The organism is Streptomyces sp. NPDC005393, assembly GCF_040606675.1.
GTDB lineage: Bacteria > Actinomycetota > Actinomycetes > Streptomycetales > Streptomycetaceae > Streptomyces.
The window spans coordinates 15117-27925 of the sequence record NZ_JBEXFG010000053.1 but is presented as its reverse complement, the minus strand read 5'-3'; the positions used below and the strand labels follow the sequence as shown (position 1 = coordinate 27925).

Annotated in this window: 13 protein-coding genes and 2 pseudogenes; 4 read left to right on the top strand and 11 right to left on the bottom strand. The window is 71.2% G+C overall.

The window, feature by feature from the left end; genetic code table 11:
* Positions 1–278: 278 nt before the first annotated feature.
* The 7 genes from ABZS71_RS30425 to ABZS71_RS30395 all read right to left on the bottom strand — a co-directional run bounded on the left by ABZS71_RS30425 (position 279) and on the right by ABZS71_RS30395 (position 7354).
* The gene (locus tag ABZS71_RS30425) at positions 279–1880 is read right to left on the bottom strand and encodes a DoxX family protein (RefSeq protein WP_356215192.1); all 1602 of its coding nucleotides are present in this window, start codon (positions 1878–1880) and stop codon (positions 279–281) included.
* Positions 1881–2132: 252 nt separating this feature from the next.
* A complete protein-coding gene (gene rlmB, locus ABZS71_RS30420; RefSeq protein WP_355841956.1) occupies positions 2133–3086 on the bottom strand; it encodes a 23S rRNA (guanosine(2251)-2'-O)-methyltransferase RlmB in 954 nt (317 codons plus the stop codon).
* Positions 3087–3217: 131 nt separating this feature from the next.
* Entirely contained in the window at positions 3218–4618 is a 1401-nt protein-coding gene (gene cysS, locus ABZS71_RS30415) for a cysteine--tRNA ligase (protein WP_356215191.1), read from the bottom strand.
* 133 nt (positions 4619–4751) lie between these two features.
* Positions 4752–5156 carry a PPOX class F420-dependent oxidoreductase gene (locus ABZS71_RS30410; protein ID WP_355841950.1) on the bottom strand — a complete coding sequence of 135 codons (405 nt, stop codon included), beginning with the start codon at positions 5154–5156 and terminating at the stop codon, positions 4752–4754.
* 125 nt (positions 5157–5281) lie between these two features.
* Positions 5282–5761 (bottom strand): 2-C-methyl-D-erythritol 2,4-cyclodiphosphate synthase, encoded by a 480-nt coding sequence (ispF, locus tag ABZS71_RS30405; protein ID WP_356215216.1) that lies wholly within the window; start codon positions 5759–5761, stop codon positions 5282–5284.
* 43 nt (positions 5762–5804) lie between these two features.
* A complete protein-coding gene (gene ispD / locus ABZS71_RS30400) occupies positions 5805–6599 on the bottom strand; it encodes a 2-C-methyl-D-erythritol 4-phosphate cytidylyltransferase (protein ID WP_356215189.1) in 795 nt (264 codons plus the stop codon).
* A gap of 272 nt (positions 6600–6871) precedes the next feature.
* A complete protein-coding gene (locus tag ABZS71_RS30395) occupies positions 6872–7354 on the bottom strand; it encodes a CarD family transcriptional regulator (protein WP_009716930.1) in 483 nt (160 codons plus the stop codon).
* A gap of 534 nt (positions 7355–7888) precedes the next feature.
* Between ABZS71_RS30395 and ABZS71_RS30390 the strand changes: the two genes are divergently transcribed.
* A complete protein-coding gene (locus tag ABZS71_RS30390; RefSeq protein ID WP_356215187.1) occupies positions 7889–8590 on the top strand; it encodes a DUF461 domain-containing protein in 702 nt (233 codons plus the stop codon).
* 159 nt (positions 8591–8749) lie between these two features.
* On the opposite strand, the pseudogene ABZS71_RS30385 reads toward ABZS71_RS30390, so the two are convergent.
* The 4 genes and pseudogenes from ABZS71_RS30385 to ABZS71_RS30370 form a co-directional block, all read right to left on the bottom strand.
* A pseudogene (locus ABZS71_RS30385) lies at positions 8750–8836 on the bottom strand (DNA-binding response regulator); the annotation flags it as partial.
* An 87-nt stretch (positions 8837–8923) separates the two neighbouring features.
* A pseudogene (locus ABZS71_RS30380) lies at positions 8924–9010 on the bottom strand (DNA-binding response regulator); the annotation flags it as partial.
* 87 nt (positions 9011–9097) lie between these two features.
* A complete protein-coding gene (locus ABZS71_RS30375) occupies positions 9098–9778 on the bottom strand; it encodes a response regulator transcription factor (RefSeq protein ID WP_355841938.1) in 681 nt (226 codons plus the stop codon).
* On the bottom strand, positions 9775–11055 hold the full coding sequence (locus ABZS71_RS30370) for an ATP-binding protein (protein ID WP_356215185.1): 1281 nt from the start codon (positions 11053–11055) through the stop codon (positions 9775–9777). The genes ABZS71_RS30375 and ABZS71_RS30370 overlap by 4 nt, the downstream gene beginning before the upstream one ends.
* A gap of 287 nt (positions 11056–11342) precedes the next feature.
* Here ABZS71_RS30370 and phoU point away from each other — a divergent pair, with 287 nt between their 5' ends.
* The 3 genes from phoU to ABZS71_RS30355 all read left to right on the top strand — a co-directional run bounded on the left by phoU (position 11343) and on the right by ABZS71_RS30355 (position 12733).
* Positions 11343–12020, top strand: coding sequence for a phosphate signaling complex protein PhoU (gene phoU, locus ABZS71_RS30365; protein WP_355841932.1), 678 nt, complete (start codon positions 11343–11345; stop codon positions 12018–12020).
* 103 nt (positions 12021–12123) lie between these two features.
* Positions 12124–12276, top strand: coding sequence for a hypothetical protein (locus tag ABZS71_RS30360; RefSeq protein WP_355841929.1), 153 nt, complete (start codon positions 12124–12126; stop codon positions 12274–12276).
* A 232-nt stretch (positions 12277–12508) separates the two neighbouring features.
* Positions 12509–12733 (top strand): hypothetical protein, encoded by a 225-nt coding sequence (locus tag ABZS71_RS30355; protein ID WP_355841926.1) that lies wholly within the window; start codon positions 12509–12511, stop codon positions 12731–12733.
* Positions 12734–12809: the final 76 nt, after the last annotated feature.

The following is a 12809-nucleotide window of genomic DNA, read 5'->3' as shown; positions in this document are numbered from 1 at the left end:
CTGGACGCGCGTCCCCGCCGGACCGACAACGCGGCGGCGACCGGAGGGTACCGCCCGCGCCGCCCGTATCAGCAGCCCGTCCCTGGACGCGCGTCCCCGCCGGACCGACAACGCGGCGGCGACCGGAGGGTACCGCCCGCGCCGCCCGTATCAGCAGCCCGTCCCTGGACGCGCGTCCGCGCCGGACCGACAACGCGGCGGCGACCGGAGGGTACCGCCCGCGCCCCGAACCCCCCTGCGCGCACAGCGCCCCGCCAGACGGGCACCCGGCGGGGGCGTCAGCCGAGGAGGCCTCCCAGGGCGGCCTCCTCGGCGGCCGGGTCGGAGTAGCCGTACGGCGTGTTGTCCTCGTTCGGGCCGCCCTCCGGGCCGCCCGCGCTCATGCCGCCGCCGGCGCCGCCCAGGGACGGGGGGCCCGGTGTGGTCATCGGGGCGGCGGGGCGGCGGGGGGATCGGGGGGTGGTGCCAAGGCCGGGTTGGGGCCGGGTCGGGCGGACCGAGGCGCTGCCCGCCTCGCCCGCCGCCCCTGTCGCGCTCGGCTCGCCCGCGGAGGACGCCGAGGCCGAGGCCGCGGGGCTCGGGCTCGTCAACCGGTGGCGCGGGGACGGGAGTCCGCTCGATCCCACCGGGCCGCGCAGCCCGCCGCGCGGGCTCTCCAGGGACTTCCGGGGAAGCGGCGAACCGGGCAGGTTGTTCGTCGGCACATCGCTCGGCTCCGGCGCCTTCACCGTCTCCGAGGACCGTACGGCGCCGCCGAGCATCGAGCCCGTCAGCAGCGTCAGCCCGGCCACGACCATCGCCATCACGGTGCCGCGGCACAGCACCCGGCGCCGTAGCTCCCAGAGCCCGGCGCGGGGGCCCAGACGGCGCCAGGCCTCGCCCGCGAGCCGGGCGTCCGCCGAGTACACCGGTGCGCCCGCGATGATCAGCGGGCTCCAGGCGGCGAGGTAGATGATGTCGGGCGCGTCGTAGACCGGCACCGTACGCCAGCTCACGGTGAGGATCAGCGCGGCGGACAGCAACGCGCCGAACGAGGCCGCCAGCCGCTGCCACAGCCCGAGGACGGTGAGCACGCCGACCACGATCTGCAGGAAGGCGACGGTCAGCCCGGCGCCCACCGGGTGCTCCAGCGCGAGGTCGCGCAGCGGCTCCGCGATCGGCCAGGGGTGCAGGGACTGCAGCCAGATGACCATCGAGCCGCGCTCGCCGCCGTCGAAGTAGACGGGGTCGGAGAGCTTGCCCATGCCCGCGTAGACGGAGATGAAGCCGAGGAAGATACGGAGCGGGAGCAGGACGACGCCGAGGTTCATCCGGCGCCCGGGGTAGTAGGCGTGGCGTACGGAGTCGGAGTGGCGGCGCGGGCGCGGGACCTTGGTCTGCCCCGGCTCGTCGAACCCCTCCGACGGGCCGCGCTCGCCCGGCCCGTTCAACCCCTGTGGGTCCGGGCGCCGTTGCCCGCCGGGGCGCGGCACGGTTCTCGTACGCGGCACCGACTCCGTACGCGGGCTGCGCGGTCCGATGACCGTGGGCGCACCGTCGTCGAAGGTGATCCGGGGCAGCACCTGGGTGGTGCCCACATCCTCGGCACCCTCCCCGGAACCGGAACCGGAACCTGAACCGGTCCCGGAGCGGGCCAGGCTCTCGGTCAGGCCCTCCTCGGAGTACCGCACGGCCTGCAGCAGCCGGGTCGCCGCCGTGTCACCGCCGGGGCGGGTACGGCCGCTCCACACCACGGGCGGCCGGCGCCGGCCCGGGGTCGGGACGCGCGCGAGCCGGGCCGTGTCCGCCAGCGCGCTGCTCACGACCGGGGCGCTGAGCTGCACCCGGAAGCTCGGGGCATTGACGGCGACCTGCGCCGGATCGCACGGCACCTTGGCCATGGTCAGCTGTGGCTCGTCGTCGAATCCCGGCGCGCGTCCCGCCAGAGGCGATGGCGTGCGGGCTTTTCTGGTCTCCACGCTCAACTAACCGAGTGACCGACGGGAAAGACACTGCCGCAAGTGCCCCGATCTGTCCGAGGCCCGTCAAGATCATCGGGCGGGGACTTGGAACGAGGGGCATCGAGCGAGCGGCGGGACACCCCCGTGGCAGGGCGCGGGACCCCGCGCCGTACTCCGTAGCCCCGACGGGCCCTACGCCCTGCGCCGCGCCGCCTCGTAGAGCACGACGCCCGCCGCCACACCCGCGTTCAGCGACTCCGCGCCGCCCGGCATCGGGATCCGGACCCGGAAGTCGCAGGTCTCGCCGACCAGTCGCGACAGCCCCTTGCCCTCGCTGCCGACGACGATCACGACGGGTCCGTTGAGCACCTCGAGGTCCTGCAGCTCGACATCGCCGTCCGCGGCGAGGCCGATCACCGTCAGCCCCGCCTTCTGGTAGGACTCCAGCGCGCGGGTGAGGTTGGTCGCCCGCGCGACCGGGGTGCGGGCGGCGGTGCCCGCGGAGGTCTTCCAAGCGCCCGCGGTCATCCCGGCCGCGCGCCGCTCCGGTACGACCACGCCGTGGCCGCCGAAGGCGGAGACCGACCGGACCACCGCGCCCAGATTGCGCGGGTCGGTGACGCCGTCGAGGGCGACGATCAGCGGGTCCTCGCCGTCGTCGAAGGCGGCCGCGCTCAGGTCCTCGGGGTGGGCGTACTCGTACGGCGGGACCTGGAGCACCAGACCCTGGTGGTTCAGCCCGTTCGTCATCCGGTCGAGCTCGGGCTTCGGCGCCTCCATGAGGTGGATGCCGCCTCGGTCGGCCGCGAGCTTCAGCGCCTCGCGGACCCGCTCGTCGCTGTCGATGAACTGCTGCACATACAGCGTGTTCGCCGGGACGCCCTCGCGCAGCGCCTCGAAGACCGGGTTACGGCCCACCACGAGCTCGTTCGTCCCCTTGGGGCCGCCGCGGCGCGGGGCCGGGCGCTTGGCGGCCTGCCGGGTGCGGGCATTGGCGATGCGCTGCTTGGCATGCCCCTTACGCATTTCGGCGGGCGGGGTGGGGCCCTTGCCCTCCAGGGCGCGGCGCCGCTTGCCGCCGCTGCCGACCGTCGCCCCCTTCTTGTTGGCGGTGCGTCGGTTCCTGCGCTGGCTGTTGCCGGCCATGAAATGCCACCTATCTCTTCACTGCTCAGCACTGCTCAGCAAACGGCAAACGTACGTACGGTCACAAGTGTGCCGCCCGGCCCACCGGGCGGCACAAAAGGCGAGGTCGGAGGGGGGTCAGGGGCGAGGGCTCAGCGGTTGCCCAGCTCCCAGCGCGGGCCGGACGGGGTGTCCTCGATCACCAGACCCGACTGCTGCAGCTGATCGCGGATCGCGTCCGCCGTCGCGTAGTCCTTACGGGACCGCGCGGCCTGCCGCTGCTCCAGGACCAGCCGGACGAGGGAGTCGACCACGCCGTGCAGATCCTCACCGCGGTCCGAACCGCCCGACCACTGGTCGTCCAGCGGGTCGAGGCCCAGCACGCCGAGCATCGCCCGCAGCTCGGCCAACCGCGCGACCGCCGACTCCTTGTCGTCGGCGGTCAGGGCGGAATTGCCCTGCCGGACGGTGGTGTGGACGATCGCGAGCGCCTGCGGCACCCCGAGGTCGTCGTCCATCGCCTCGGCGAAGGCGGGCGGTACCTCAGCCGCGGGCTCGACTGCTCCCCCGGCCTTCTCCACGACGCGCTGGATGAAGCCCTCGATGCGCGCGAACGCGGACTCGGCCTCGCGCAGGGCCTCCTCGCTGTACTCGATCATCGACCGGTAGTGCGGGGTGCCCAGGTAGTAGCGGAGCACGATGGGGCGCCAGCGCTTGACCATCTCGGAGACCAGCACCGAGTTGCCGAGCGACTTGCTCATCTTCTCGCCGCTCATGGTCACCCATGCGTTGTGCGCCCAGTAGGAGGCGAAGTCGTCACCGAACGCCTTGGCCTGCGCGATCTCGTTCTCATGGTGCGGGAAGATCAGGTCGACGCCGCCGCCGTGGATGTCGAAGGCGCGGCCCAGGTACTTGTGCGCCATCGCCGAGCACTCCAGATGCCAGCCGGGACGGCCCCGCCCCCACGGCGTCTCCCAGCTGGGCTCCCCCGGCTTCGCCGCCTTCCACATCGCGAAATCGCGGGGGTCGCGCTTGCCGGTCTCGCCCTCGCCGGACGGCTGGCGCAGCCCGTCCAGATCCTGGTTGGAGAGCCGGAGGTACTCCGGGAACGAGCGCACGTCGAAGTAGACATTGCCCTCGGCGGCGTACGCGTGGCCCCGGTCGATCAGGGTCCGCATCATCTCGATCATCTCGGGGATATGACCGGTCGCCCGCGGCTCGTAGGTCACGGGCAGGCAGCCGAGGATGTCGTACGCGTGGTTGAAGGCGCGCTCGTTCTCGTAGCCGATCGCCCACCACGGTCGTTTCTGCTCTGCCGACTTGGTGATGATCTTGTCGTCGATGTCCGTGACATTGCGGATGAACGTCACGTCATAGCCGCGGTAGGCGAACCAGCGGCGCATGATGTCGAAGTTGAGACCCGACCTGATATGCCCGATATGCGGGGCGGCCTGCACGGTCGCGCCACACAGGTAGATCGAGACGCAGCCCGGCGTGAGCGGGGTGAAGTCACGGATCTGCCGGGCGCTGGTGTCGTACAGGCGAATAGTCACGCATCAAGGGTAGTGGGAAGGCGACGGTACCCCGCGCCCCATCCGCCACGGGGACACAGAAGCGTGACGCTTGGGACGCCACGGTCGCCTTCCTCGCTCGGCCGCACCCGGCCGCGCTCGGCCGCGTGTTCGGTCAGAGGCTGCCGACGACCTTGCGGGGGGTGATCCGCACCACAATGCGCTGGCTGTCCTGGGCGGACGCCGGGTTGAACTCGGCGTACTTCTTGCCCGTGTACTTCAGCGACAGTTCGTCGATCAGCTCCTGGGCGCCCTCGGTGGTGTACGTGGCGGTGCCGCGGATCTCGGCGTACTGGTACGGGTCGTCCGGGGACTGCACCAGAACCGACACCCGCGGGTCCCGCTCGATGTTCTTCTGCTTCCGCCGTCCCATGGTGGTCGAGAACAGCAGCTCGTCGCCGTCGCGCTTCACCCACACCGGTGACATCTGAGGGCTGCCGTCGGGCTGGATGGTGCCGATGACGACGAAGATCGGGGTGTCGAGGAGGCGCTTGATGCTGTCGGAGAGTGCGGTGGGCACGGTGGTTCCTTCCCAGGCGGTGGGCTGACGATCGTGGTCGCGGGTACCGGATCCGTACCCAACACACCGTCAAACGTCAGCCTCCGCACGAGGAACGGGGCCATACGGAGGAAGGCCCCGGGCCGTTAGCGCCGGAACACCAGCGCCGTGGCGACCGCCGCGAGACCCTCCGCCCGGCCGGTCAGGCCGAGGCCGTCCGTCGTCGTACCGGAGACCGAGACGGGGGCGCCGGCCGCGGCCGTCAGGGCCTTGGCCGCCTCCTCGCGCCGCTTGCCGATCTTCGGGCGTACGCCGATCACCTGGATCGCCACATTGCCGATCTCGAAGCCCTCGGCCCGGACGATACGGGCCGCCTCGGCGAGCAGAGTGACGCCGGCGGCGCCGGACCATTCGGGGCGGTCGGTGCCGAAGTGGGCGCCGAGGTCGCCGACCCCGGCGGCGGAGAAAAGGGCGTCGCAGGCGGCGTGCGCGGCCACATCGCCATCGGAGTGGCCGGCCAGGCCGTACTCCTCGCCCTCCCACAGCAGACCCGCGCACCACAGCTCGCGGCCCCGCTCGAAGGCGTGCACATCCGTGCCGATGCCCACCAGCGGCATCGAAGGCATCGACGGCATCGACGTAGGCGGCATCGGGGGCGGCCCGGCGGCGTCAGAAGCCATCGTTCGCCCTCCTGCGCGCCAGAACCGCCTCCGCCAGCACCAGGTCCAGCGGCCGGGTCACCTTGAACGCCTCCTCGTGGCCGGGCACGACCACGACCTCGACGCCGAGCCGCTCGACCATCCCCGCGTCGTCCGTCGCGCCGTCACCCTCCAGGGCGAGCTTCTCGTGGGCGGCGGCGAGCGTGGCACGGTCGAAGCCCTGCGGGGTCTGGACAGCGCGGAGCAGCGCGCGCTCGGGGGTGCCGACGACCGGTTCGGGCTCACCGGCCCGGTCCCCGGTGCGCGGTTCGACCTGCTTGACGGTGTCGGCCAGCGGCAGCGCCGGGACGACGGCGGGCGCCCCGTCCCGTACGGCGGCGATGACCGCGTCCACCGTGTCCACGGGGACGAGCGGACGGGCGGCGTCGTGCACCAGCACGGTGGTGACGGCCTCGGGGACGGCGGCCAGCCCCAGCCGCACCGACTCCTGACGGGTCTCGCCGCCGGGGACGACCACCACGTCCGTGCTGTCGGTCAGGCTCCCGCTCAGCGGGTACGCGTCGAGCAGCCGGCGGACCTCATCGGCGCCGTCAGGCGGGGCGACCACGACGACGAGCGAGACGGATCGGGATCCGGCCATCGCTCGAACGGCGTGTACGAGCATCGGGGTGCCGCTCAGCGGGCGCAGCGCCTTGGGCGCCCCCGGGCCCAGCCGCACACCACGCCCCGCGGCGGGGATGACAGCGGCGGTGCGGGCGGGGCGCTCGGGCGCGCCGGAGCCGCCGGGACTCGGGGTTACGGACATTGAGTTGGCGTTCAGGTTTGCTTCCTCGACCGAAATGGGTATGGCCACAGCGTGCCGGGCGCGATGCCCCGACCGGACCCTTCCGTGACGACTGGTCGAGCCAGCTGCCCGGGCCCGGCACACACTTTGCACCACAACACCGGCATATGGAGCGGCGGCCGGGGCCCCAGGGCACCCGGCGTGCGCACATGCCGCAGCGCCCGGCGACAGACGACTCGGATGAGCCAGGTCGAATCAGGTCTGTGTCACTCGGGCACCACGGCATTTATGTGTCAGGACGCGAGAACCTCATCCAGCAGGGCCTCGGCCTTGTCCTCATTGGTGCTCTCGGCGAGGGCGAGCTCGCTCACCAGGATCTGGCGAGCCTTGGCGAGCATGCGCTTCTCACCGGCGGAGAGTCCGCGCTCACGCTCTCGGCGCCAGAGGTCACGCACAACCTCGGCGACCTTGATCACATCGCCGGAGGCGAGCTTCTCGAGATTTGCCTTGTAGCGACGGGACCAGTTCGTGGGCTCTTCGGCATACGGTGCACGCAGCACCTCGAAGACCCGGTCCAGCCCGTCCTGGCCGACCACATCACGCACACCGACGAACTCCGCATTGTCCGCCGGCACACGAACCGTCAGGTCACCCTGAGCGACCTTCAGCACCAAGTAGGTCTTGTCCACGCCTTTGATCTGACGAGTTTCGATGGCCTCGATCAGCGCGGCCCCGTGATGGGGATAGACCACGGTGTCGCCAACCTTGAACGTCATGTGACAGGTACCCCTTCCGTGGCTATCCAGGGTAACACGGGAACGCCTTCTTCTGAATGGCGTTTTCGCAGGTCAGGGCATATCTCGGGGCTTGACAACAGCGACCGGAACGTGCTGCGAGAGGGGTGCGGAACGAGGTATTCGCAGGTCGGAGCCGCTGTCCGGGCGCAGCGAAACCCGTCCGTTACCCACTCCAAGAAGGTCATGCGGGTGGCCGTACGTCCCGTTTTGCCGGAGTCCAGTCGATGCACTTCCGCTACTCCGTTCGGACCAGGAGCGTCAGATCCGGCCCCGATTCCCGAATTGATCACGCCAGAGTGGATCAACCCTGTGATCAATTCTGGGACATGCGCGGATTCCTTACCGATAATCTCTCGCTCCGGCCGCCGAGCCGATATTCGCAACGGTCTCGGAACGGGCCCGTCCGGTGGGCTCGCCGCACGGGAGGCGGGTCGGGTGCGAGCCGAAGAGGGCGGATCGGTAACCTAAGCGCGCTGATCCCACTTTTACCTCGTCCTAGGAGATGCCGCCGCCGTGAGCAGCAGCCTTCGACGCGGCGCCATCGCCGCAGCCGCCATCGTGGTCTCGGTCGCCCCGCTCTCCGCCTGCGGAGCCGGTAGCGACGCACAGACGCTGGAGGTCAAGCCCGACAACGCCGCGACGTCCCTCGGCGATATCAAGATCCAGAACGCGACCGTAGTGACCCAGCCGGACCGCAAGGCGAAGGGCCCGGCCGTCATCACGGCCAGGATCTTCAACAACGGCCAGCGGGACGAGACGGTCAAGGCCATCACCCTCCCGGGCACCAGCCAGCGAGTGAAGGTCTCCCCGCCCAAGGGCAAGAAGGGCCCGGTCGTCGTCCCTGCCGGTGGCTCCGTGGCCTTCGGCGGCAAGGGCAATGCCGCCGCCATCGTCAACGACGGACGGGAGTCCGCCCGGGCCGGCGACGCCCAGCGGGTGGTCTTCGACTTGAGCCGGACCGGCGAGCTCCCGCTCACCGCGTTCGTCTTCCCCGCGAAGAGCTACTTCAAGGGGTGGGGCCCGTCCCAGCTCCCGACGGCAAAGCCGTCCGCCACGGTGCCCAGCGCTACGCCGAGCGGTACGCCGTCCGGCTCGGCGAGCACCAAGCCCGGCGGTACGCCGTCGGGCTCGGCCGGCGCCACCAACAAGCCGGGCGGCGCCGCCGGCCAGACGAACGGCATCGCCTCCGGCGAGCCCACGCCGAACGGTCACTGAGCGCACGCGAGGGCGGCCCTGGAGATCCAGGGCCGCCCTCGCGTTATGCCAGCCTCGGTCAGAGCGGCGCGCCGGGCCTCACGGGCCGGCCCTGGCGGGCCTCACGGGCTTCGAGACGCTGCGCCGGACTCCATCCGGCCATCCAGGACTCGGACCGGTTTACGGCCCGAACTTGTAACCCAGCCCCCGCACCGTCACCAGATACCCCGGCGCCCCCGGATCAGGCTCGAGCCCCCTCCGCATGCGCCCCTCGCACCGCACGGCCCTGGCGGGCCTCACGGGCTTCGAGACGCTGCGCCGGACTCCATCCGGCCATCCAGGACTCGGACCGGTTTACGGCCCGAACTTGTAACCCAGCCCCCGCACCGTCACCAGATACCCCGGCGCCCCCGGATCAGGCTCGAGCCCCCTCCGCATGCGCCCCTCGCACCGCACGGCCCTGGCGGGCCTCACGGGCTTCGAGACGCTGCGCCGGACTCCATCCGGCCATCCGGGGCTCGGGCCGGTTTACGGCTCGAACTTGTAGCCCAGCCCCCGCACCGTCACCAGATACCGCGGCGCCCCCGGGTCGGGCTCGATCTTGGCCCGCAGGCGCTTGACGTGGACGTCCAGCGTCTTCGTGTCGCCCACATAGTCCGCGCCCCAGACGCGGTCGATCAGCTGCATACGGGTCAGCACGCGGCCCGCGTTCCGCAGCAACATCTCCAGCAGGTCGAACTCCTTCAGCGGGAGGTCCACCTTGCCGCCGCCTACCGTGACGACGTGCCGGTCGACGTCCATCCGTACCGGCCCGGCCTCCAGGGCGGCGGGGGTGATCTCCTCCGGCTCGCCGCGGCGGCGCAGCACGGCTCTGATGCGGGCCACCAGCTCACGCGAGGAGAAGGGCTTGGTCACATAGTCGTCGGCGCCTATCTCGAGCCCGACGACCTTGTCGATCTCGCTGTCCTTGGCGGTGACCATGATCACCGGGACGTTGGAGCGTCCGCGCAGCTGGCGGCACACCTCCGTACCGGGCAGCCCCGGCAGCATCAGGTCGAGCAGCACAAGGTCGGCGCCGTTGCGCTCGAACTCGTCGAGGCCTTCAGGGCCCGTTGCCGCGATGGCGACCTCGAATCCCTCCTTGCGAAGCATGTACGACAGCGCGTCGCTGAACGATTCCTCGTCCTCGACGACCAGAACTCGGGTCACGGAAGGACCTCCGGGGCAGAGAGTGTTTCGTTGGTGAAGGTCTCGTACGGCCGGTCCTGGTCCTCGCCATCGAGGTCGGCTCCGGATTCGTACGTCTCGCTCGGCGAGCGGTCCCGGTCCCGCGCCGCACCGGCTTCCGGGAGTCTCAGGGTGAAGGTGGAGCCCTGTCCTTCGGCGCTCCACACCGTGACCTCCCCGCGGTGCGAGGCGGCCACGTGTTTGACGATGGCGAGGCCGAGGCCGGTCCCGCCGGTCTGCCGCGAGCGGGCCGGGTCGACCCGGTAGAACCGCTCGAAGATCCGCTCGCGGTCTTTCTCGGAGATGCCGATGCCCTGGTCGGTGACGGCGATCTCGATCAGATCCCCGCCGGTCGCGGGGATACGGCGGGCAGCGATGCCGACGCGGGTGCGGGCCGGGCTGTAGTTGACCGCGTTCTCGACGAGATTGCCGAGCGCGGCGGCCAGCTGGCCGCGGTGGCCCCATACGTGCAGATCGGCGGTGCCGCCCGTGGCCATCGTGATCTGCTTGGTGCCCGCCTGGTGGCGGCACCGGTCGATGGCCTCGGCGACGAGCTCGTCCACCCGGACCGGCTCGGCGTCCTCCAGCGGGTCGTCGTTCTGCACCCGGGAGAGATCGATGAGCTCCTGGACCAGGCTGGTCAGCCGGGTCGCCTCGACCTGCATCCGGCCCGCGAAGCGGGTGACCGCCTCCGGGTCGTCGGACGCGTCCATCACGGCCTCCGACAGCAGGGACAGCGCGCCGGCCGGGGTCTTGAGCTCATGGCTGACGTTCGCGACGAAGTCGCGCCGTACGGCCTCGATCCGGCGGGCCTCGGTGAGGTCCTCCACCAGCAGCAGGACGAGCCGGGAGCCGAGCGGAGCCACTCTGGCGGATACGGCGAGGGCGTCGCCGCCCCGGCCGGTGCCGCGCCGCGGCAGATCCAGTTCGATCTGCCGGATCTCCCCGTCCCGCCGGGTGTCGCGGGCCATCGCCAGCATCTGCTCGATGGCGATCTTGCCGCCGCGCACCAGGCCCAGCGCATACGCGGCCGAGCTGGCCTTGACGACGGCGTCCGCTTCGTCGAGGACGACGGCGGAGGAACGCAGTACCGACAGGACCGTGTCCACGCCGGGCGGCAGCACGGCGTCCGTGTGCAGTGAGGAGCGCGTAGGCTTCGCCTGTTCGCGCTCGCTCCAGCGGAACGCCAGCATGGCGATGACGCCGGTGCACAACCCGGCGAGCGCCGCCACTGCGGCGATCGCCGCGTTCACGTTCATGCATCCAGGTTATGCGGGCGATGAGACAGCCCCACAGCCCCGAACCAATCCCCTCGGGCAGACGTTGCCGAGAGTTCACCGGGGGGACGGTACCGGTTCACTCCCGGCGTCCCCCCGGACCGCCGCGGCACGGCGGGGCGGGGGGCGCGTTGCCGAGAGTTCACCTGGGAGTCCCGCGTGATTCACCTCCGATGCCGGAACCGGACGCGTTCCGGCCGGAACGTGGCACTGTGGGGCCACGAGTCCACAGAGATCCGTCAGCGTGAGTCAGTGAGAGAAGGTCAGTGATGCGGGACGCGTACCACGAGGAGCTGGATTCGATCGGGGAGGGCCTGGTCGACATGGCCCGGCTCGTCGGGTCGGCCATCGGCCGTGCCACGACTGCCATTCTGGACGCGGACCTCAAGCTCGCCGAGAGCGTCATCGCCGCCGATGAGAAGGTCGACGATCTGCACCGGGACCTGGAGGCGCGCGCGATAACCCTGCTCGCGCGGCAGCAGCCGGTCGCCACCGATCTGCGGATCGTCGTGACCAGCCTGCGGATGAGCGCCGATCTGGAGCGCTCCGGCGACCTGGCGCAGCATGTCGCCAAGCTCGCCCGGCTCCGGTTCCCGAACACGGCCGTGCCGCGCGATCTGCACGCCACGATCCTGGAGATGGGCCAGCTCGCCCAGCGGCTGATGGCGAAGTCCGCCGAGGTCATCATCACCAAGGACGTCGACCTCGCCCTGCAGCTGGAGCAGGACGACGACGCGATGGACCTGCTCCACCGCGCGCTCTTCCAGCACCTGATGGACGACCGCTGGAAGCACGGCATCGAGACCGCCGTGGATGTCACGCTGCTCGGCCGCTACTACGAGCGGTTCGCGGACCACGCGGTGTCGGTCGCCAAGCGCGTCGTTTACCTGGTCACCGGCGAGCACGCGGACGAGATCGTGCAGCAGGACGCCGTCGAAGGGGCGTGAAGCCCCAGGCGGGCGTGCCTCCGCGCGCCGCCGATGCGCCCCTGTGCGCGACCGCCGGAGCGGCACCATGAGCAGGAGGTGACCCCTCCCAAGGAGGCGATTCATGGCAAACATCCCCAACCCCAACCCCGTCAGCCGGCCGGCGTCCGAGCAGCGACCCCCGCTGCCTCTTCTCGGCGCCTGCGGCTGCGGCTCGGGCTGCGGCTGCGGCTGCCAGTCCGGCGGCGCCTGCCAGTGCGGCGGCTGCTGCGGCTGAGCCGCCCGTATTTCCGTACGGCGCGACCGAGCAGGGCCTGGGACCGGCTTCCGGTCCCAGGCCCTGTTCCTGTCTGCGTTCGTGTCCGCGTTCCTGCGTTCGTGTCCGCGTTCCTGCGTTCGTGTCCGCGTGTCTGCGTTCCTGTCCGCGTTCCTGTCTGCGTCTCCGGGCCGGTTCCCCCGGAGGGACCGCCCGAGGTGCGGGCGCCGCCGACCGCGGCGAGCATGGTCACATGAAGGATGAGCCCCGGTCCCGCCCTCAGGTGGTGGTGGATGAACCGCTCGACGGGCGCCGCCGCGTGCTGATCGACGGCGAGGACGTCGGCGTTGTCGTCAACGCGGACGAGCTGCGCCGGCTCCTGAACCGCGCGGGTGTACTGGAAGAGGACGCCCCCATCGACGACCCCGGGCTGATCGAGTGGCACGGCGGCGGCCCCGACGACTGGCCCGCCGCGTAGCCGCCTGCCCTGCACTTTCGCTTGACTGAGTAGTTGCGCTGGATCAAGCGTTTTTTAGACGGGGGGCCACACCCGG

What these genes read in the sequence shown, in the direction of transcription:
- ispF (WP_356215216.1), bottom strand. Translation starts at nt 5,761, where the DNA reads ATGCCTTCGATGCCGCTGGTGGGCATCGGCACGGATGTGCACGCCTTC.
- phoU (WP_355841932.1), top strand. Translation starts at nt 11,343, where the DNA reads ATGCGGGACGCGTACCACGAGGAGCTGGATTCGATCGGGGAGGGCCTG.
- ispD (WP_356215189.1), bottom strand. Translation starts at nt 6,599, where the DNA reads ATGTCCGTAACCCCGAGTCCCGGCGGCTCCGGCGCGCCCGAGCGCCCC.
- ABZS71_RS30395 (WP_009716930.1), bottom strand. Translation starts at nt 7,354, where the DNA reads ATGACGTTCAAGGTTGGCGACACCGTGGTCTATCCCCATCACGGGGCC.
- ABZS71_RS30355 (WP_355841926.1), top strand. Translation starts at nt 12,509, where the DNA reads ATGAAGGATGAGCCCCGGTCCCGCCCTCAGGTGGTGGTGGATGAACCG.
- ABZS71_RS30360 (WP_355841929.1), top strand. Translation starts at nt 12,124, where the DNA reads ATGGCAAACATCCCCAACCCCAACCCCGTCAGCCGGCCGGCGTCCGAG.
- rlmB (WP_355841956.1), bottom strand. Translation starts at nt 3,086, where the DNA reads ATGGCCGGCAACAGCCAGCGCAGGAACCGACGCACCGCCAACAAGAAG.
- ABZS71_RS30370 (WP_356215185.1), bottom strand. Translation starts at nt 11,055, where the DNA reads ATGAACGTGAACGCGGCGATCGCCGCAGTGGCGGCGCTCGCCGGGTTG.
- ABZS71_RS30425 (WP_356215192.1), bottom strand. Translation starts at nt 1,880, where the DNA reads ATGGCCAAGGTGCCGTGCGATCCGGCGCAGGTCGCCGTCAATGCCCCG.